A 19,816-nucleotide genomic window follows, 5' to 3' on the forward strand; every position below is an offset into this window, starting at 1 on the left:
TGGACGCGTCCGGAACCCGCGAGACCGCCGTCGGCGCCGGGGCCTACGGTGCTCCGGTGAGCACCCCCCGCCCCGCCGCGTCCCCCAGCTGGCTCCCGCTGCTCGCGGTGGCGGTGACGCTGCTGCTGTGGGCCAGCGCCTTCGTGGCGATCCGCTACCTGCGGGAGGACTTCTCCCCCGGGGCGCTGTCGCTGGGTCGGCTGCTCGTCGCGGCCGTGGCCCTGGCGGCCGCCTCGCAGGTGATGGCCCGCGGCCGCGGCCTGCGCGCGCCCACCCGGCGCGAGTGGGTGCCGCTGGTCGCGGTGGGGGTGCTGTGGTTCGGCATCTACAACCTGGCGCTCAACGAGGGCGAGCGGCGGGTGGACGCCGGGACGGCCGCCATGCTGATCCAGCTCTCCCCCGTCCTCGTCGCGGTGCTCGCGGCCCTGTTCCTCGGCGAGCGGTTCACCCGCTGGCTGGGGCTCGGCCTGGCGGTCGCGTTCGCCGGCGTCGTCCTCATCTCGTTCTCCACGAGCACGAGCAGCGACCACGACGTCCTGGGCGTGGTGCTCTGCCTCGTCGCGGCGGTGGCGTACTCGGTGAGCCTGGTGCTGCAGAAGCCGCTGGTCGGCGCGCTGCCCGCGGTCGAGGTGACCTGGCTGGCGTGCACCGTCGGCGCCGTGGTCTGCCTCCCGTTCGCGCCGCAGCTCGTGCGGGAGGTCGCGGCCGCCCCGCCGGCGTCCACCGCCTGGGTCGTGTACCTCGGGCTCTTCCCCACCGCCATCGCGTTCACCACCTACGCCTACGCGCTGCGCCACCTCTCGGCGTCCTCGCTGGCGGTGACGACGTACCTCGTGCCGCCGCTGACGATCGTGATGGGCTGGGTCGCGCTCGGCGAGGTCCCGCCGACCCTGGCCTACGCCGGCGGCGTGCTCGCGCTCGTCGGCGTCGCGCTGGCCCGCCGGAAGCCGCGCCCCGCTCCTGCTGCCGCCTAGCCGGGACGGCCGCCTAGTCCGGGGCGGGTTGCCCGGAAATGGCGCGACGCGGCGCCGCCCGAAGGGGAGGGGGCGGCGCCGCGTGCGGAGGGGGGAGGCTGTCAGGGCCCCGTGGGGTCGTGTCGGGCCGATCAGCAGATGCCGTCGAGGAGGCCGCCGGCGTCGGAGTCGTAGTGGAACTTGGCGTCGCTAGCGGTGTTGGTGCCGTCCAGGCAGTAGCCGGTGGCGGTCGCGGACGTGACAACAACACTCACGTTCGTGCTGTGCTGCATGTCGTTGAGCTGGTCGCCGGGATTGGTGGCCACGTAGGACTGGTTGTCGACGAACCAGGTCTCCATGAGGGTCGCGGCGTTCTTGAGGTCGGACTGGGTCGCGGCGTCCGCGGCCTTCTGACGCTGGTTCAGGAAGACCGGGATGGCGATGGCGGCGAGGACGCCGATGATGATGACGACGACCAGGAGCTCGATGAGCGTGAAGCCCTGGTCCTTTCGCTGCGGGGTAGTGGTCGGCATGAGGGGATCTCGTTCCGTGAGGGGACTCCGCTGGGCTCCGCCCAGCGACTTGGCAGCCCGGCACGCCGACCGCCCGAGCGGTGGGCCAGCGATCCGGTAAGGCAGTGGATCGGCCGTGCCCACGGGGGCATGAGGAAATCGTGTGGAACTGGTCCGGCTCAGTTGTCCGGACCGGCCGCCGATGGAAGAGGACCGCCTGATCGACCCCGCCTCATCGACCAGCCTCTCGGAGCTGTCCCGTGCCCCTCCGCCACCCCGCCCGCCCCGCGTGCCGCCCGTCCGCGGCCGAGCGCGCGTGCGCGGGCGAGCGGGCGGGCGATCGCGGCTTCACCCTCGTCGAGCTGCTCGCCACCATCGTCGTCGGGAGCATCCTCACCACCCTCGCTATCGCCGGCTGGGTGCAGTGGTGGCGCGCGCAGGCGCAGGTCACCGTGGCCGAGGAGGTCCGCGCCGTCCTGCGGACCACCCAGCAGCGGGCCGTGACCGAGGGCCGCTCGCTCTGCGTCCAGCTCGACGCGCACTCGTGGTCGCTGTGGTCCGGGAGGTGCGAGGACGCCGGTCGCACGCTGCTCTCCGGCCCGACCGCGCTGGACGACGACCACGTCGAGCTCACCGAGGCCGCGTTCACCACGGCCGACGGCGGCTCGCTGGCTGCCGTCACCTTCTCCTCGCGCGGGACAGCGAGCCCGGGCCAGGTCGTCGTCGTCCGGGACGGCGACGCCGTCTCGACCGGCACCGTCATCGCCGTGGAAGGGCTGACCGGCCGTGTCTCGATGCGCTGACCAGGGCGCCCCGGAGGCGCAGCCCCGCACCCGCCCCGCCGACGGCGGCTTCTCGCTGGTCGAGGTGCTCGTCGCCCTGGCCATCCTCGTCGTCCTGCTGGTGGCCTCGCTGCCCGTCGTCCTCGGCGGCATCCGCGCCAACGCGACCGCGCGCAGCCTCACGCAGGGCAAGTCCATGGCGCTGGCCGAGCTGGAGCGGATGCGCAACCTGCCGTGGCACGTCGCGCCCGCCGCGGGTGACTTCATCGACGTCCTCGACCGCTACCACCCCGACCTCGTCGCCCCCGCCGCCGCGCCCACGTGCACCGACGCGAGCGGGGACGTCGTGGAGCCCACCGCCGCCAACGAGGGCTGGGTCTCCGCCACCGCCGGGCGCTGCGACTGGGAGCCGGCGGGGCCCTTCTACCGGACCGTCCTCACCGGCGCCGACCGCGACGACCTCGACGGCTGGGTGCTGGTGCTCTCCACCCAGTTCCTGAACGACTCCACCCCGCCCTCGCCCGTCACCCCGCCGGCCGGCTGGGACAGCGGCGTCGTCGGGCACGACACCCCGCCGTCGGCCCAGGTCGGCGTGGTCGTGGCGGCGCTGGAGGTCGGCGCCCACACGACGCACCCCGTCGTGAGCGCCACCCAGATCGGCCGCGCACGCCGGGCCAGCACCCGGGCCCGCGCCACCGCGGACGCCACCACCCTGGCGATCGGCACGACCACGACGCTCGGCACGGACGAGGCGGCGGAGCTCTCCGTGCAGGCCGGCATCCTCCACCTGTCCGCGGGCCTGTCCTACACCTCCACCGCCTCGGCCGCCCTGACCTCGCTCAACGCCGGCGTCTCCGGCGGCTCGCAGGCCGACGGCGCCTCCGTCAACCTGGCCTCCCCGCCCTCGGTGAGCGCCGCGGCCGGCACCGCCTCCGCCGGACAGCTCACGACGGCCGGCTGCTCGCTGGTGTGCTGGGGCAGCACCTCCACCTCGGCGGTCTCGGTCAACGCGGACGCCGCGGCGCCGTCCGTCGGCTCCCCCGGCGCCCCGGTGAACGTCGCGATCGGCCACGACGGGTCCGGCGCCACGGCGCTCAAGGTCGGCGCGGGCTCGGGAGCGCTGATCGACCCGGCACTGCTGCTCTCCGGGCCGCTGGTGAGCGTGGTCGACCCGGTGTCCGGCTCGGGCACCGGCTCCGACTGCAGCGTCACCACCTCCGGCACCACGATCCGCGTCGGCGCCTCGGGCTGGGCGCAGGTGACGCCGTCGGGCACGGACGCGGCCGCGCTCGGCCTGCCGGCGGACGTGGTCCGCTCCTGCGCGACCGCCCGCGCCGGGCGCATCGCGATCCTGCCCACGCTGTTCGCGCCCAACGGGCTGCTCCAGGTCGACCTGGCCAGTGCGGTCGCCCGCTGCCAGGTCACGGGCGCCGCGCACACGCCGAGCGCCTCGGCGTCCTGGTCCGGCAGCGTGCGCCGCTGGACCCCCCTGGGCTACACAAGCATCGGCACGCTGAGCAGCAGCAACGTCACCGACCCGCTGGCCGCGCTGAACCTCGACAGCCTCGGCCTGGGCGCGCTGTACGGCGACCTCGGCGACTACGTGGAGTCGATCGCCTCGGCCTCCTCCGGCGGCGCCACGATCGAGACCGAGACGGGTCGGGCGAGCGCGTCGCTGCCCGGCGTCCTCACCCTGCGCACCGCACCGGTCCGGCTCGCCGTGGGCGGTTCGACGCTGGCGTCCTCGACGGTGTCGGTGACCGTGGGGGCGGTCGCCTGCTCGGCGGAGGACGCGCGATGAGCGGGGACGCCGGGGGCCGTGTGCACGCAGAGGACGCCGGCAAGGACGCCGGGTACACCCTCGTCGAGCTGCTGGTGGCGATGGGGCTCCTCACCGTCGTGACGACGCTGCTCCTCGGGCTGGTGCTGGCGGCGAGCCAGGCGACGGAGGACGTCTCGGACTCGGCGGACGTGACCCAGGAGTCCCGGCTGGCGATCGAGCGGCTCTCCCGCGAGCTGCGGCAGACCGCGGCGATCGACGCCGTGGAGCTCACCGACCTCGGCGACGCGACCACGGCCCTGACGATCTGGACCGACTTCGACGGCGACGGCCTGCGCGACACGACCATGGCCGACCCCGAGGTGCTCACCTACCGGTGGGACCCGGCGGTCGGCCGGCTGACGCTCACCGCGGACGACGCCTCCGGTGGCGCGATCACCCGGCCCGTCCTCGCCGAGGTCGTGAGCCGGTTCGACCTCGTCCTGCTCAGCTCGGCCTTCGAGGCCGACGCGAACGGCGACGGCGAGACGACGTGGCAGGAGATCGACGCGTCGTCGGCGTTCGGGGGCAACAGCGACGGCCGTCCCGACGGCGCGGAGCTGGCCTGGCTCGACCTCGTCCGCGTCGAGCTCACCGTCACCGACGGGGACGTGGCCCGCGACTTCAGCCTCGCCGTCGACCTGCGCAACCAGGGAGGTTCCTGATGCCCGGACCCAGCGGAACCACCTGCCCGCCCCGTGACCAGGGCGTCGCGCTCGTCATCACGATGATGGTCGCGGCGCTGGTCGTGGTGCTCGGCACCACCGTGCTGCGGGTGAGCGTCGGCAACCTCTCCGCCGCGGACGACTCGCGCGACGCCGCGGCCGCCCTCGACGCCGCCGACGCGGGCGTCACCCAGGCGATCGCCCGGATGCGCTCCGGCGGTCTCGGCGCGCTGGCCTGCTCGCCGTCCTGCACGAGCGAGCCCTGGGGGAACAGCGCCTCCCCCGCGGGCTACGACCTGGGCGGCTGGGCCCCCTCCGGCGGGACGGTGCAGAGCTTCCGCGCCTGGATCCAGCCGATCCTGCCGTGGCCCGCCAACGACCCCGCCGTCTACCGGGTGCACAGCACCGGACGCGCCGGCGACGGCGTCCGCTCGATCGAGGTCGACGTGAGCGTCCGCAAGAACCCGGACCTGCCGATCGCCATGTTCGGCCGCTCCGTCAGCGGCGGCGGCGCGTACGCGGTGACGCGGATCAGCGTGCTCTCGACCGGCTGCGTGTACCGGCGCGACAAGATCTCGGTGATCAGCAGCATCGACCCCGCCTACGGCATCCCGGCCGGTGTCCACTCCTCGCAGGCCATCACCACCGCGAACGGCAACAGCACCTACTGCTCCGACGCGGTGAGCGGCAGCGGCGGCGGGAAGGACCGGGCCATCCACGCCGGCGGCGCGTGCGCGAAGGTCTACCCGTTCGACCAGGACGTGCGGGGCGGCTCGCTCACCGGCCTGTCGGACTGCGCCGCGGCCACCGGCTACCCGGACTTCTACGGGTCCGTCGACACCGACGGCGACGGCGTGGCCGACGTCATCGGCTCGAAGATCACCAGCGAGGCCGCCCTGCGGGCGCTCTTCGGCATCGGCGAGGACCCGTTCGACTCCGAGGAGCTCGACGACCTGCGCGCCCTGGCCCGCAGCCAGGGGACCTACTACACCTCGACGTCGTTCGGGTCCGGGCCGAGCCCGACCGTCCAGCCGCACGCCGTGATGTTCTTCGACCTCCTGGGCACCGCGTCCGAGGGCGGCGTCGTCGACCTCAAGGACCTCTCCACCGCCTGGAACCGGCCCGCCGACGGCACCTGCCCCGACCGGTCCCTGCTCATCGTCGTCGACGGTGGCAACCTGCGGCTCAACGGCAACGCCGGCTCCTCCCCCGGCCTGGCGGCCAGCATCGTCCTCACCTCCCGCGCGCCCTACGGCCAGGTGATGAAGAACAACGGCACGGCCAACCTCATCGGCACCATCTACGCCGACAGCCTCGACCTCACCGGCACCGGCGACGTGTCGCTCGACGAGTGCTTCATGAACAACCTGAGCCCCGCGCTCCTCCGGTTCTCCACCGGGCGGTACGTCGAGGTCGACCGGTAGGACTGGCGGCCTTCGGCCGCGTGTTCGCGCGGCCTACGCAGGGTGGTGCCGGGACAGACCTCCCGTGCACTCGGCAGTGGGGCCCAGACGGGCCCATCTACCGAGTGCGGCGGGGCAGGGGTCGTGAGCTCGGTAGTGGGGCCCGGGCGGGCCCATCTACTGAGTGCGGCCCGGGCACCTCCCCATCTGCACGGCGGAACAGGCGACGCGCGCGAACTGTCTGGGGCCGGGCTGGCGGCCGCAGGCCGGCCGGCGCCGTCACTTGATCAGGTCGAAGACCGAGAAGATCGGCAGGTAGAGGGCCACGATCATGCCGCCGACGACCATGCCGAGGCCGGCGATCATGAGCGGCTCGATGAGGCTGGTGAGCGCCTCGGTGGTCGTCTCGACCTGTTCGTCGTAGGACGCGGCGACGCGGGCGAGCATGTCGTCCAGCGCGCCGGCTTCCTCGCCGGAGGCGATCATCTGCACGACCATCGACGGGAAGACCGGGTGCTTGGCCAGCGGGCCGGCGACGGACGAGCCGGAGGCCACCGAGCGGCGCACGTCGGCCACGGCCTTCGCGATGACGGTCGAGCCGGACGTGTCGCCGACGATGTCGAGCGCGGAGAGCACCGGCACGCCGGCGCCGAGCAGGGTGCCCAGGTTGCGGGTGAACCGAGCCAGGGCGATCTTGCCGATCAGCCCGCCGAAGACCGGCAGCCGCAGCATCAGCGGGTCGACGACCTCCCGCACCCGGCGCTCGTGGCCCCAACGGCGCCAGGCGACGACGAAGCCGATGGCGAGCACGACGACGACCGGCACGATCCACACCATCGCGTGGCTCAGCACGACGAGGATGCGCGTGGGCAGCGGCAGCGTGCCGCCGAGGTCGCTGAACATCTTCTCGAAGATCGGCACGATGAACAGCAGCATGCCGGTGCACATGAGGATCGCCATGATGAGGACGACGGTCGGGTAGGTCATCGCGGAGCGCACCTTGGCCCGCAGCCGCACCTCGGCCTCGAACGTCTCGGCGATCTGGGTGAGCGACTCCTCGAGGAAGCCGCCGGTCTCGCCGGCCCGCACCATGTCGACCATGAGCGGGTTGAAGACCCGCGGCTCGCCGGCGAACGCGGTCGAGAGCGGGTGGCCCGACTCGACCTGCGAGCGCACCACCCCCAGCACACGCCGCAGCTCGGGGTTCTCGGCCTGCTCGGCGACGATCCGCAGGCCGCGCAGCAGCGGCAGCCCGGCCGAGACCATGGTCGCCAGCTGCCGGACGGAGACCGCCAGCTCCCCCAGCTTCACGTGCTTGGCCCAGGGCAGGCTGATCTCCTTGTTCAGCCCCTGGCCGGACTCGCCGATCGCCAGCGGGGTGAACCCGAGCTCGCGCAGCCGCTCGGCCACCGCGGCCTCCGAGGCCGCGCGGACCTTGCCCTCGCGCAGCGCGCCGCCGGCGTCCCGCGCCTGGTAGGTGTAGGTGCTCACGACGCCGCCCCGCTCTCGGGCCCCGAGACCGCGGAGACCGGGGAGACCGGCTCGGGGGCGCCGGGCCGGCTCGGCGCGGGGTCGGACCAGCCGCCGGACCGCAGGCCGCCGGAGGCGATGAGGGCGAGCAGGTCGTCCTTGTGGACGGCGTGCTCGAGGGCCGCGTCGCGGGTGATCCGGCCCTGCTTGACCAGGTCGGCGAGGTGGCCGTCGAGGGTCTGCATGCCGTGGGCGACACCCGCCTGGAGCGCGCCGGGGATCTGCGGCAGCTTGTTCTCCCGGATCATCGCCCGCACGCCGGAGGTACAGATCATCACCTCGAGCGCGGCGACCCGGCCCTTGCCGTCCGTGGTCGGGACGAGGGCCTGGCAGACCACCGCCTGGAGGGCGGCGGCCAGCTGGGTGCGGATCTGCTGCTGCTGCTCGGCGGGGAAGACGTCCACGACCCGGCTCACGGTGTCCTGCGCGGACGAGGTGTGCAGCGTGGCGAGCACGAGGTGGCCGGTCTCGGCGGCGGTGAGGGCAACCGAGATGGTCTCCAGGTCGCGCAGCTCGCCGACGAGGATGACGTCGGGGTCCTGGCGCAGCGCCTGGCGCAGCGCCTGCCGGAACCCGCGGGTGTCGCCGCCGACCTCGCGCTGGTTGACGACGCACGAGCGGTGCTCGTGGAGGAACTCGATCGGGTCCTCGATCGTGACGATGTGCCCGGCGCGGGTGCGGTTCACCTGGTCGACGATCGCGGCGAGCGTCGTGGACTTGCCCGAGCCGGTCGGGCCGGTGACGAGCACCAGCCCGCGCTTGAGGTCGGAGAGGCCGGAGACCACCTGCGGCAGGCCGAGCTCGGCCACCGTCTTGATCTCCCACGGGATCAGCCGCAGCACCGCCGCGACCGCCCCGCGCTGCCAGAACACGTTCACGCGGAACCGCGCGCGGCCCGGGACGGCGTGCGCGAGGTCGAGCTCGCGGTCCTCCTCCAGCGTCCGGCGCTGCTTCTCGGTGAGGATCGCGTAGACGGCCTCCTGGAGCTCGTCCTCGTCCAGCGGCGCGTAGCCCGGGAGCGGGACCATCTCGCCGCGCACGCGGACGGTGGGCGGCACGCCGACCGTGAGGTGCAGGTCGGAGCCGCCGCGCTCGACCACCGCGTCGAGCAGGGCGTCGAGGTCGAGGGACTTCCCCGGGGCCGGGGCGGCCGGCCGCGGCGCCTCGACCCGGACCGGAGCAGGTGCGGGGGCGAGGCCGGGCGCCGGGGCGGGAGCGGTGGCGAGGACGGGTGCGGGGGCCGCGACGGCCACGGGAGGCGCAGGACGCAGCGGGTCGTCGTCCACCGGCACGGCGGCGCGGCGGCGGCCGCCGCCGGTGCCCACGGGCACGTCGGACGCAGGAGCCACCGGCTCCGGCTCGGTGGCGCCGCCCCAGTCGGCCCAGGACGTGTCCCAGGTCGGGCTGCCGGTCGAGTGGCCGGTCGAGTGGTCGTCGTGGTGCTCAGCCTGCGACACGGAGTACCTCCTCCACGGATGTGCGCCCGTCGAGCACCTTCGCCCAACCGTCCTGGCGCAGCGTCGTCATGCCCTCGTTGCGGGCGGTGTGACCGATCTCGTCGCTCGAGGCGCGCTCGACGGCGAGCCGCTCGATCGACTCGGTCACCGGCATCACCTCGTGCAGCGCGCTGCGACCGCGGTAGCCGGTGCGCGAGCAGTCCGGGCAGCCCACGGGCCGGTAGAGCGTCCCGTGGTGCCCCGGCGGCAGCGCGAAGCCGACCGCGGCGAGCTCGTCGTGGTCCACCTCGTACGGCTCGCGGCAGCGCGGGCACAGCGAGCGGCACAACCGCTGGGCCACGATGCAGGAGAGCGCCGAGCCCACGAGGAACGGCTCGATGCCCATCTCCACCAGCCGCGTCACGGCCGAGGGGGCGTCGTTGGTGTGCAGCGTGGAGAGCACGAGGTGGCCCGTGAGGGAGGCCTCGATGGCGATGGAGGCGGTCTCGCGGTCGCGGATCTCGCCGACGAGGACGACGTCCGGGTCGGAGCGCAGGATCGAGCGCAGCGCGGAGGCGAACGTCAGCCCCGCCTTCGGGTTCGTCTGCACCTGGTTGATGCCGGGCAGCCGGTACTCCACGGGGTCCTCGACCGTGATCACGTTGACCGCGGGCGTGGAGAGGATGTTGAGCGTCGAGTACAGGGTCGTGGACTTCCCCGACCCGGTCGGCCCGGTCACCAGCACCATGCCGTGCGGCTTCGACCACGCCTGCGAGAACACCGCGAGGTTGCCCGGCGAGAACCCGAGGTCGTCCAGGCCGAGGCGGGTGGCCCCGTTGTCGAGGACGCGGGCGACGACCTTCTCCCCCCACACGGTCGGCAGGGTGGCGACGCGCAGGTCGACCGTGCCGTGCTCGTGGGTGACCGAGAGTCGGCCGTCCTGGGGGACGCGCCGCTCGGCGATGTCCATCCCCGCCATGATCTTGAACCGGCTCACGACGCCGCCGGTGATGGTGCGTGGGGCCCGGTGCGCCTCGACCAGCACGCCGTCGATCCGGTAGCGCACCCGCAGGTCGTCCTGCGTGGGCTCGAGGTGGATGTCGCTGGCGCGGTCGGCGATCGCCTGGCTGATGAGGAGGTTGACGAACCGCACGACCGGCGCGTCGTCCACGATCTCGGTGAGCGCCTCGGGGTCCGGCTCGTCGTCGGCGACCAGGCCCATGGAGAGGCCGGCGAGCTCGTCCTCGACCCGGTAGGTCTCGTTGGTGCGGGCCTCGATGTCGCCGCGCCAGGCGAGCACGAAGCGCACCCGCTGGCCGGTGAGCCGGCCCAGGTCGTCCTTGAGCTCGAGGTCGCCGAGGCGGCGCACCGGCACCGCGACCAGCAGCTCCCCGTCGCGCCGTGCGTACGGCAGGACGCCGGAGCGGCGGGCGAACTCGCCGGGCAGCAGCGCGGCGGCGCCGGCGTCGACGCCGGTCTCGGCGAGGTCGACGAGCTCCACGCCCGCGACGCCCGCGGTGACGGCGAGGACCCGCGCCCGGTCCACCGGCAGGCTGAGGATCGCCTCGATGACGGAGCCGTGGTGCTCCCCGGCGCACACCTGCGCGGCGGCGAGCTGCTCCTCGTTCACGACGTGGCTGGCCAGGAGCGCCTGGGTGGTCGCCTCGGCCGTGGTGTGCAGCCGGGTGTCCTCCGGCTGCCACAGGTCGGTGCGACGGCGTCCGCCGCCGGGGACGACAGCGAGGTCGGCCCGCTCGGGGTCGGTCCAGGCGGCGTGCCCGGAGGCGCCCGGGTGCTCGGGGTAGTCGTCGAGGTGGTCCCAGTCGGCGTGCGGGGAGCTGGTCATCCGCCCTCACCCCGCCAGCCGGTGCGCCGCAACGCCACCGAGAAGTCGTGCGGGGTGGAGGCCGCCCCGCGCGCCGTCGCCTCGTCGAGGACGCCCTCGAGCACGAGCCGCACGAGGTGCTGGTCGAACGTCTGCATGCCCGAGTAGCCGCCCTCGGCGACGACGTCGGGCAGCTCGAGCGTCCGGTCCGGGTCGGCGACGACCTCCGCGAGCCGCACGTCGGCGACCGCGATCTCCAGGACGGGCAGGCGGCCGCCGTCCGGCGTGGCCACGAGCCGCTGGCAGATGATCCCCTGCAGCGAGGCGGCCAGGGCGGAGCGCACCCGCGGCTGCTCGTGGGGCGGGAAGAAGTCGATGACGCGCTGGACCGTCTCGAGCGCGTCCGTGGTGTGCAGCGTGGAGAGCACGAGGTGGCCGGTCTCCGCCGCGGAGAGCGCCGCGTGCACGGTCTCGGCGTCGCGCATCTCGCCGACGAGGATGACGTCGGGGTCCTGCCGCATCGCCGCGCGCAGCGCCGCGCCCCACGAGCGGGAGTCGCTGCCGAGCTCGCGCTGGGTGACGGTGGCGGTGCGGGAGGTGTGGACGATCTCGATGGGGTCCTCGAGCGTGAGGACGTGGACGGGCCGCTCGTCGTTGATCGCGTCGATCATCGCCGCGAGCGTCGTGGTCTTGCCCGAGCCGGTCGGCCCCGTGACCAGCACCAGCCCGCGGCGGCGCAGCGCGAGGTCGCGGATGACCGGCGGCATGCCGAGGGAGTCCAGCCGCTGGGGGGCGTCCGCGACGCGGCGCAGGACCGCGGCGTCGTGCCCGCGGCTGCGGAACGCGTTCACGCGGAACCGGCCGACGCCGCTCATGGTGAGCGCCAGGTCGGCCTCGAGGTCGCGGTCGTAGGCCGCCAGGACGTCGGGCTCCATCATCGCCCGCACGACGGCGCTGAGCAGGTCCGGCGGCACGGCGCGACCCAGCGGCACCAGGTCGCCGCGGACCCGGACCCGCGGCGGCTCGCCGGCGCGCAGGTGCAGGTCGGAGCCGTCGCGACGGACCGTCTCGGCCAGCAGCGAGCGCAGCACGGACGCCGCGTCGACCCCGCCGGCCGGCGGCTCCGGCGGCTCCGGCGCGCCGGCCACCCGACGCCCCGGCGCGGCGGACGCGAGCACGGCTCCGGGTGCTGCTCCGGGCGCTGCTCCGGGCGCGGCGGCCGGGCCGGACGACCCGTGCGGGTCGTGCAGCGGGTCGTGCAGCGGGTCGCTGAGGGGGGAGGCGGTCACAGGGGTCTCCGAGAGGTGCTGCGAGGGGTGCGCCAGCGGGGGCCGGCGCGTGGCGGTGCCCTGCTCGGATCGGCCGGACGCCCGGCGTCCTGAGCCGTCGGGCCGCGTCCTGCCTGCTCAGGGCCCCACCGTCGCCGGCGGCGGCCCCTCATGAACCCGCGCCCGCTGCCGATGGGAGCCACCAGGTGCGTGAGTGGGCGCACGCCGCGGGGCTCCGCCGCCCCGGGGGACGACGGGCGCCAGGACGGCGCCCGGACCGCAGGACACGACCGCCTCGCCCGGGGCGGCACGGACGACGTGGAGGTGACGGCGGTGGCTCGGACCGTGGTCGGCCTGGAGATCGGGACGGACGCCGTGCGCGCCGTCGAGGTGCGCCGCTCGCGGCGCGGAGCCACGGTGCGCCGCAGCGGCCGGGTGCCGCTGCCCCGCGGCGCCGTGGACGCGGGGCAGGTGCGCGAGCCGGCCCCCGTCGTGGCCGCGCTGCGCCAGCTGTGGGCCGAGCAGAAGTTCGGCACGCGCGACGTGCGGCTGGCCGTGGGCTCCGCCTCCGTGCTGGTGCGCCGCCTCGAGCTCGACTGGATGAGCGAGGAGGACCTGCGCCGCTCGCTGCGCTTCCAGGTCGCCGACCTGCTGCCGGTGCCCGTGGACGACGCCAACCTCGACCACGTGCCGCTCGGCGAGGGCGAGGTGGTCGACGAGGTCGGCCGGGCCCGCCGGGTCTCCCGCATCCTGCTCGTCGCCACCGCGAAGGAGTCGGTGGACGGCCTCGTCCGCTGCGCCCACGCGGCCCGGCTGAGCCCGGTCGCCGCCGACCTGAGCGCCTTCGCCGCCCTCCGCGCGCTGCGCGACCCCGTGGCCGGCACGCCGGCCGAGGCGGGGAGCACGACCCCGCCGTCCGTCCCCACCCTCGCGGTGGTGGACGTCGGCGCCAACACCGTCACGGTCACCGTGGGAGCGCCCGCGGGCCCGCGGTTCGTCCGCGTGGCCGCCGGGCTGGGCGGCGACCTCGTCACCCGGGCCCTGGTGGAGCACACCGGACGCTCCTGGGCGGAGGCCGAGGAGGTGAAGGCCGAGCCGGGGCTGCTGCCGCCGGTGGGCGCCCACCCGACCGGCCGCGACCAGACCGTCGCGCTGGAGGCGGTGACCCGGATGGTCGGCGAGGTCCGCGCCACCCTCGACTTCTCGCTCCAGAACGACCCGGCCCACACGCCGGCGTCGCTGCTCCTCACCGGCGGCGGCTCCCGGATGCCCGGGCTCGCCGACCACCTCGCCGCGGCACTGCGCGTGCCGGTCGCCGTCCGCGGCGCCGACCCCGGCAGCCGCGACGGCGTCCCCGACCACCTCCTCGCCCCGCTGGGGCTCTGCCTCGGGAGCGCCGCATGAGCCGCCTCTCCCTCGTCCGCCGCCGCGGCGACGAGCCCGCCACGTCCGAGCCCACCCCGGGCGCCGCCCTCCCGTCCGCAGGGACCGGCCCGACGTCCGCCTCGACGGCCTCGTCCCCCGCTGCGGCAGCGCCCGCCCGCGACGGCGTCGACCTGCTCTCGGACTGGGTCCGCGTGCGCCTGCGGGTGCTCGCCCTGCGGCGACGCTTCGTCATCGCGGTGGTGGCGCTGGTGGTGCTGGTCGCGCTCGTGGTGACCGCCCAGCGCTTCGCGCTCGTCCAGGCCCGCCACGAGCTCGACGGCGAGCGGGCCGTCGGCGACGGGCTGCAGACCCGCCTGGAGGCCATGGCCCCCGTCGCGGCCTACCTGGCCGGCGTCCGCCTGCGGGCGCAGGTCGGCACCGGCCTCATGGCCGCCCAGCTCGACTCCGAGGCGATCGCGAAGGCGCTCGACGACGCGCTGCCCCGCGGCGCCGTCCTCGACGGCACGACCCTCACCCTGGGCGAGCGCACCACCCCCGCCACGCTCACCGACGTCCCCGTCGACCTCGCCGCCGGCACCCGCGGGCTGGTCACCACCTGCCCCGGCCCCGACCCCTTCGAGGTGCTCGACCTCGTCGCCTGCGTGAACGTGTCGGGCACGGCGCCGAACCGGGTCGCCGTCGCCCGGATGGTCGAGGCGCTGGACGCCTCCCCGCTCTTCGCCGAGCCCTTCATCGACACCACGACCACCGGCTCGGGCGGCGCGGGCAGCGACGGGGGCGGGAAGGACGACGGCGCGGTCACCTTCACCGGGAGCGTCGGCGTCACCGCCGCCACCTTCACCGGACGCTTCGACGGGCTCGTCGACCGGCTGGCCGGGGAGCCCGCGGACGCCGCCGCGACCGGCTCGGCGACGGGCACCGCGACCGGCGCCGACACCGGGACCGATGCCGGGACCGACACCGGGACCGACACCGGGACCGACTCGGGCGCGGGCTCGACGGACGGGGCGCAGCCGTGAGCGGCCGGCTGAGCCGCCGGTCGGTCGCGAAGGCGGCCCGGCGAGCGAGCGACCCGGCGCCGCGGCTGCGCACCGGGAATCCGGGCGTGACGATCCTGCTCGGCAGCCTCGCGCTGCTCGTGGTGCTCCTGGGCGCCTGGTTCGGGCTCGTCGGGCCCACCCTCTCCGCGACGTCCCAGGCGCACGCCGAGCGGGACGCGGTCGCGGCGGAGAACGCCGTGCTCTCGGTGCGCCTGCACGCCCTCGAGGCGCAGGCCGAGCACCTCGACAGCGTGGACGCGCTCGCCGCGGACCTCGACGCCTCCTTCCCCGAGACCGCCGACCAGCCCGGCCTGTTCAGCCAGGTCGACGAGGCGGCCCGCGCCGCGGGCATCCCGCTGCGCTCGGTCACGGTGCTCTCCCCCGCGCTGCCGGTCACCGCGGAGCCGATCACCCTGCCGGTCGGCGTCCCCGGCGGCTCGGCCGTCGCCACCCAGGTGGTCACCATCGCGGTGGAGGCCTCCCCCGCCCGCCTGCGGCGCTTCCTCGACGAGCTCACCGGCCTCGAGCGGTCCCTGCTCGTCACCAGCGCCGTCACCACGCGGGACGACGAGTCCTCCTCGACCCTCGTCGTCACGGCCACCACGTTCCTCACGCAGGGCGTCCCGGACCCGGACGAGGCCGCGTCCGCCGACGCGTCCGCCGAGGCCACCACGGACGCCGCGGCCACGCCCTCCTCGGACGCCGAGTGACATGACCACCCTCGACCCGCTCCCCTCCCTCGTCCCCCTGGCCGCGCTGCTGGCGGGGCTGCTCGGGCTCGCGATGGGGTCGTTCGGCACGGTGGTGGCGCACCGGGTACCGGCGGGGCGGTCGGTCGTGCGACCGCGGTCGGCGTGCCCGGCCTGCGGCCACGAGGTGCGGGAGCGCGACAACGTCCCGGTCCTGTCCTGGGTGCTGCTGCACGGCCGCTGCCGCGACTGCGCCGCGCCCATCCCGTGGCGCTACCCCGCCCTGGAGGCCGGCACCGCGGTGCTGTTCGTCCTCCTCGTGGTGGCGCTGCTGCCCGCGCTCCCCACGCCCTGGGACGCCGGCCGCCTGCTGGCCTGGCTGGCGGTGGTCGCCGGCGGGGTGCCGCTGGTGGCGGTCGACCTCGCCGAGCACCGGCTGCCCTTCGCGGTGACCGGCTGGACCGCGGTCTTCGTGACCGCCGGGCTGGTCGGCGGCGCGCTGGCCGAGGGCGACCGCGCCCTGCTCGCCGACCCGCTCGCGGGGGCGGCCGCCTGGTTCATCGTGGTCGGCGGGCTGCACGTGCTCACCCGCGGCCGCGGCATGGGGCTGGGCGACGTGGCGCTCGCCCCCGTGCTCGGCGCGGCCGCCGGCTCCCTCGGGGTCGGCGCGGCGCTCGTCGGCCTGGCCGGCGCGTTCGTCGCCGGTGCGCTGGTGGGCACGGCGCTCATCGTGGCGGGGCGTGCCCGCCGGCGTCCTGCTCCCCGGATGCTGCCGTTCGGGCCCTTCCTCGTCGGCGCCGCCCTCCTCGCCGTCCCGTGCGGGCAGCCCCTCGCCGACGCCTACCTGCGCCTCGTCGGTCTCTGACCGCCTCGCCGCCCCCGCGGCCGCCGTCCCCCGGCTGGCCTCCCACGACCCTGTGACGACTCTCGCCGCGCCCGGGGCTGGTGCTCGACACCTGTCGCACAGGAAAGTAGCCCTCGTCAACCATGCGACGACGAGGAGAGCCCCCGCGTGACCGAGCAGCACACCGTGGACCAGGACGACCTGGGCCGGCACGCCCGAGCGCGGACGGCCGAGGGCCACGTGCCCGCCGGGGTGCCGCGCCGCGGGCTCGCGGACGCGGTGGAGCCCGACCCGTCGCGGACGCGCCGGCACCGGCCGGTGCTGGGGTTCGTGGCCGCGGCGGTGGCGCTGGTCGCGGTGTTCACGGCGTCCGGTTCCCCGATCCCGCTCTACGAGACCTACCGGACGCAGGACGGGCTGAGCACCTCCGACCTCGCCCTGGCCACGGTGGTCTACCTGGCCTCGGTGCTGGTCTCCCTGCTCGTGCTCGGGCGCGTCTCCGACCACCTCGGCCGCCGACCCGTCGCGCTGGCCTCGGTGACGCTCGCCGCGCTCGGCTGCCTCGCGCTGCTCGACGTCCAGACCCTCGGCGACCTCGCCCTCGGACGGCTCCTCCAGGGCCTGGCCTGCGGATTCTCCACCTCGGCCGTGGCGGCCTACCTGCTCGACCTCTCCCCGCGCGGGCGCGCGTGGATCGCCCCGGCCCTCGTCGCGGGCGGCCCGCAGGTGGGGATCACGCTCGGCGCGCTGCTCACCGGACTCTTCGCGAGCTACTCGCCGTGGCCGGAGACCGGCTCCTACGTCCTCGTGGTCGTGCTGCTCGTGGCGTGCCTGCCGCTGCTGGCGCTGGCGCCCCTGGGCGAGACCCGCCCCGGGGTGTGGCGCTCGCTGCGCCCGCGCGTCGCGCTGCCCCACGCGGTCCGGCCGCTGCTGCCCGCCGCGGTGGCGGTGTTCCTCGGCACCTGGGCGCTGGGCGGCTTCTACCAGGCGTTCAGCCCCACCATCTCGGCCACGTACCTGGGCACCGAGGACCCGTTCGTCGGCAGCCTCGTCTTCGCCTCATTCATGATCACCTACGGCCTCGGCGTGCCCCTGACCGCGCGGCTGAGCCCGGTGCGGGCCCAGCGCGTCGGCATCGTCGTGTTCACCGTCGCGGTGGCGGGCATCGTCGTCGGCCTGTACGTCGGCAGCGTGGTGGTGGTGCTGGTCGCCGGCGTCGTGGCCGGCACGGGCATGGGGACGGGGTTCACCGGCTCGGTCCAGACGCTGCTGCCGCACGTGGCGCCGCTCGAGCGCGCCGGCCTCATGGCGTCCGTGTACCTGTTCTCCTACGCCGGCGCGGCCGTGCCGAGCCTGGTCGTCGGGCGGCTCACGGGCCGCTTCGGCCTCGCCGAGCTCTCCTGGGCCTACCTGGGCTTCGCCGTGCTCGCCACGGCCGTGGTGCTCTGGCGCACCCGCTCGCGCGCCGGGGCCTGAGCGGGCCCGTCACGCCGTCTCCGGGCGGCCGTCCGCGGGCGGCCGTCAGGCGTCGGGCGCGGGCGGGGCCTCCCCCGCCTCGAGCCACCCGCGGAACGCCTCGAGGTTGGCGGTGGACTCACCCCGCAGCCGCCGCCACTCCCACTCCTTGCGGATGGAGGTGGCGAACCCGAGCTCGAGGATCGTGTTGAACGAGGAGTCGGCGTAGGTGAGGACCGAGCCGAGCAGCCGGTCGAGCTCGTCGGGCGCCGCCGCGGACAGCGGCAGCCGGCCGTCGAGGTAGACGTCCCCGAGCCGGTCGACGGCGAACGCGACCCCGAACATCCGCAGGTTGCGCTCCAGCAGCCACCGGTAGACGCCCTCGTGGTTCTCGTCGGGGGCGCGGCAGACGAACGCGTGGACCCCGAGCGCGTGCACGCCGACGTCGAGCCGCACCGCCGTGGAGAGCTTCTTCTCCCCGGGCAGGGCGAAGGAGAAGACGCCGGGCGATTGCTCCTCGGCCTCCAGGCCGACCTCGGCGAGGTGGGCCCGGACGGCGTCGGCCGCCGCGGCCTGGGCCGGGGTGAGGTCGTCGTCCACGGGGTCTCCAGGGATCAGGCGCGGGCGCCGAGGTCGTCGGGCAGCCCCGGCAGCGAGAACGGCGCGAGCCCGAGCCCGCTGACGTCGAGACCGGGGGCACGCAGCAGCGGGACGGCGAGGCCGTGCCCGCCGACGGCCCGCAGGGCGGGTCGCGGGGCGTCCCGGCTCAGGAGGGCGCGGGCCTTCTCGTAGCAGGCGACGGTCGCCTCGGCGGTCGCCTCCCAGGAGAACGCGCTCGCGTGCGGCCGGGCGCCGGCGGTGAGCCGGGCGCGCAGGTCGTCGTCGAGGAGCAGCCGGCCCAGGGCGTCCGCCCAGGCCGCCGGCGCGTGGCCCGGGACGAGGAGGCCGCTGCGCCCGTCCCGCACCACCGTGGGGAGGCCGCCCACGGCCGCCGCCACGACGGGGGTGCCGGAGGCCTGCGCCTCGGCGGCGACGAGGCCGAAGGACTCGTTGTAGGAGGGCACGGCCACCACGTCGGCGAGGCCGTACCAGCGGGCCAGGCGGTCCTGGTCGACGGGCGGCACGAAGCGGACGACGTCGCGCCGGCCCGGCACGCCCGTGAGGCCGAGCTCGGAGGCGAGGTCCGCCAGCGACTCGGGGTGCTCCAGGCCGCTGCCCGACGGGCCGCCGACCACCGGCACCAGCAGCCGCTCGCGCAGGCCGGGCTCCCGCTCGAGCAGCACCGCCACCGCCCGCAGCAGGACGTCCGGGGCCTTGAGCGGCTGGATGCGACCGGCGAACAGCACCACCAGGGCGTCCTCGTCGATCCCCTCGGCCGCGCGGGCGGCCCGCACCTGCGCCGCGTCGAGCGGGCGGAACCGCTCCAGGTCGACGCCGGGGTGGACGACCTGCACGCGGGCGGGGTCGGCGTCGTAGTGGTCGATGAGCTGGCGCGCCTCGAGCTCGGTGTTGGCGACGAGCAGGTCGGAGGCGGCCACCACCTGCTCCTCGCCGATCACCCGCGCGGCGGGCTCGGGCGTGTCGCCCTCGGCCAGCGACTCGTTCTTCACCTTGGCCATCGTGTGCATCGAGTGCACGAGCGGGACGCCCCAGCGGTCGCGCGCGAGGGCGCCGACCTGACCGGAGAGCCAGTAGTGGGAGTGGACGACGTCGTAGTGACCCAGCGGCTGGGCGGCCTCGGTCCGCAGGACCTCGCGGGCGAACACGCAGAGCTGGCCCGGGAGCTCGGCCTTCGTCAGCCCCTCGAACGGCCCGGCGGGCACGTGGTGCACGGCGATCCCGTCGTCCACCACGACCACCGGAGGCTGCGCGGAGGAGGTGGCCCGGGTGAACACGTCGACCTCGACGCCGCGCGCGGCCAGGCGGCGCGCCAGCTCGATCACGTACACGTTCATCCCGCCGGCGTCGCCGGTGCCCGGCTGGTCCAGCGGGGAGGTGTGGAGGCTGATCATCGCGGCACGGCGCACGCGCTCTGCGTCCCTCACCCGTCCTCCTCCGTCGCTGCTGGTCCACCGGCGGGCCCTCGGCCCCACCGGCGCGGCCCCTCGAGGAGCCTGGCCCAGCGCACAACCATGCCACCGCGCCTCCTGTTCCCGTGACCACCCCCGGGAAGTCTTCGTCACGCCCACCCGGACCAGGCGCGGGCGCC

General features: G+C 75.5%; 17 protein-coding genes. 10 read left to right on the forward strand and 7 right to left on the reverse strand.

Annotation, left to right across the window (positions count from 1 at the left end; translation table 11 throughout):
- Positions 1-56: 56 nt before the first annotated feature.
- Positions 57-974 carry a DMT family transporter gene (locus E8D37_RS18685; protein WP_240770564.1) on the forward strand — a complete coding sequence of 306 codons (918 nt, stop codon included), beginning with the start codon at positions 57-59 and terminating at the stop codon, positions 972-974.
- Between the two features lie 131 nt (positions 975-1,105).
- Here the strand turns inward: E8D37_RS18685 and E8D37_RS20660 are convergent, their stop codons facing one another.
- On the reverse strand, positions 1,106-1,486 hold the full coding sequence (locus E8D37_RS20660) for a prepilin-type N-terminal cleavage/methylation domain-containing protein (RefSeq protein WP_136571352.1): 381 nt from the start codon (positions 1,484-1,486) through the stop codon (positions 1,106-1,108).
- A gap of 239 nt (positions 1,487-1,725) precedes the next feature.
- On the opposite strand from E8D37_RS20660, the gene E8D37_RS18695 reads away from it, so the two are divergent.
- From E8D37_RS18695 to E8D37_RS18710, 4 genes are read left to right on the forward strand one after another with little or no spacing between them, the layout of a single operon-like run.
- The gene (locus E8D37_RS18695) at positions 1,726-2,268 is read left to right on the forward strand and encodes a GspH/FimT family pseudopilin (protein ID WP_136571353.1); all 543 of its coding nucleotides are present in this window, start codon (positions 1,726-1,728) and stop codon (positions 2,266-2,268) included.
- Complete coding sequence (locus E8D37_RS18700) at positions 2,252-4,048, forward strand: type II secretion system protein (protein ID WP_136571354.1); 1,797 nt, start codon at positions 2,252-2,254, stop codon at positions 4,046-4,048. Before E8D37_RS18695 ends, E8D37_RS18700 begins: the two co-directional genes overlap by 17 nt.
- A complete protein-coding gene (locus E8D37_RS18705) occupies positions 4,045-4,731 on the forward strand; it encodes a prepilin-type N-terminal cleavage/methylation domain-containing protein (RefSeq protein WP_136571355.1) in 687 nt (228 codons plus the stop codon). Before E8D37_RS18700 ends, E8D37_RS18705 begins: the two co-directional genes overlap by 4 nt.
- Positions 4,731-6,155, forward strand: a complete 1,425-nt coding sequence (locus E8D37_RS18710) for a hypothetical protein (protein WP_136571356.1) — start codon at positions 4,731-4,733, stop codon at positions 6,153-6,155. The genes E8D37_RS18705 and E8D37_RS18710 overlap by 1 nt, the downstream gene beginning before the upstream one ends.
- A 258-nt stretch (positions 6,156-6,413) precedes the next feature.
- On the opposite strand, the gene E8D37_RS18715 is transcribed toward E8D37_RS18710, so the two are convergent.
- The 4 genes from E8D37_RS18715 to E8D37_RS18730 are packed head-to-tail and all read right to left on the reverse strand — an operon-like array spanning position 6,414 to position 12,214.
- Positions 6,414-7,625 (reverse strand): type II secretion system F family protein, encoded by a 1,212-nt coding sequence (locus tag E8D37_RS18715; RefSeq protein ID WP_136571357.1) that lies wholly within the window; start codon positions 7,623-7,625, stop codon positions 6,414-6,416.
- Positions 7,622-9,121, reverse strand: a complete 1,500-nt coding sequence (locus tag E8D37_RS18720) for a type IV pilus twitching motility protein PilT (RefSeq protein WP_276606517.1) — start codon at positions 9,119-9,121, stop codon at positions 7,622-7,624. The genes E8D37_RS18715 and E8D37_RS18720 overlap by 4 nt, the downstream gene beginning before the upstream one ends.
- Positions 9,108-10,946, reverse strand: coding sequence for a GspE/PulE family protein (locus E8D37_RS18725; RefSeq protein WP_136571358.1), 1,839 nt, complete (start codon positions 10,944-10,946; stop codon positions 9,108-9,110). The genes E8D37_RS18720 and E8D37_RS18725 overlap by 14 nt, the downstream gene beginning before the upstream one ends.
- Complete coding sequence (locus E8D37_RS18730; RefSeq protein ID WP_240770565.1) at positions 10,943-12,214, reverse strand: PilT/PilU family type 4a pilus ATPase; 1,272 nt, start codon at positions 12,212-12,214, stop codon at positions 10,943-10,945. The genes E8D37_RS18725 and E8D37_RS18730 overlap by 4 nt, the downstream gene beginning before the upstream one ends.
- A gap of 189 nt (positions 12,215-12,403) precedes the next feature.
- Here E8D37_RS18730 and pilM point away from each other — a divergent pair, with 189 nt between their 5' ends.
- The 5 genes from pilM (at position 12,404) to E8D37_RS18755 (ending at position 17,628) form a co-directional block, all read left to right on the forward strand.
- Positions 12,404-13,597, forward strand: a complete 1,194-nt coding sequence (gene pilM / locus E8D37_RS18735) for a pilus assembly protein PilM (protein ID WP_168929822.1) — start codon at positions 12,404-12,406, stop codon at positions 13,595-13,597.
- Positions 13,594-14,598, forward strand: coding sequence for a hypothetical protein (locus tag E8D37_RS18740; protein ID WP_136571360.1), 1,005 nt, complete (start codon positions 13,594-13,596; stop codon positions 14,596-14,598). Before pilM ends, E8D37_RS18740 begins: the two co-directional genes overlap by 4 nt.
- 86 nt (positions 14,599-14,684) lie before the next feature.
- Positions 14,685-15,329: a hypothetical protein gene (locus tag E8D37_RS18745; RefSeq protein ID WP_136571361.1), complete on the forward strand. Its 645-nt coding sequence runs from the start codon at positions 14,685-14,687 to the stop codon at positions 15,327-15,329.
- A 1-nt stretch (position 15,330) separates the two neighbouring features.
- Positions 15,331-16,173, forward strand: a complete 843-nt coding sequence (locus tag E8D37_RS18750) for an A24 family peptidase (protein WP_136571362.1) — start codon at positions 15,331-15,333, stop codon at positions 16,171-16,173.
- 147 nt (positions 16,174-16,320) lie between these two features.
- On the forward strand, positions 16,321-17,628 hold the full coding sequence (locus tag E8D37_RS18755; RefSeq protein ID WP_136571363.1) for an MFS transporter: 1,308 nt from the start codon (positions 16,321-16,323) through the stop codon (positions 17,626-17,628).
- A gap of 45 nt (positions 17,629-17,673) precedes the next feature.
- On the opposite strand, the gene E8D37_RS18760 is transcribed toward E8D37_RS18755, so the two are convergent.
- Together E8D37_RS18760 and mshA are read right to left on the reverse strand one after the other, a co-directional pair.
- Positions 17,674-18,207, reverse strand: coding sequence for a YbjN domain-containing protein (locus tag E8D37_RS18760; protein ID WP_136571364.1), 534 nt, complete (start codon positions 18,205-18,207; stop codon positions 17,674-17,676).
- 14 nt (positions 18,208-18,221) lie between these two features.
- The gene (gene mshA, locus E8D37_RS18765; protein ID WP_136571390.1) at positions 18,222-19,619 is read right to left on the reverse strand and encodes a D-inositol-3-phosphate glycosyltransferase; all 1,398 of its coding nucleotides are present in this window, start codon (positions 19,617-19,619) and stop codon (positions 18,222-18,224) included.
- Between the last annotated feature and the right edge of the window lie 197 nt (positions 19,620-19,816).

It is taken from the genome of Nocardioides sp. GY 10127, assembly GCF_004919085.1.
Taxonomy (GTDB): Bacteria; Actinomycetota; Actinomycetes; order Propionibacteriales; family Nocardioidaceae; genus Nocardioides.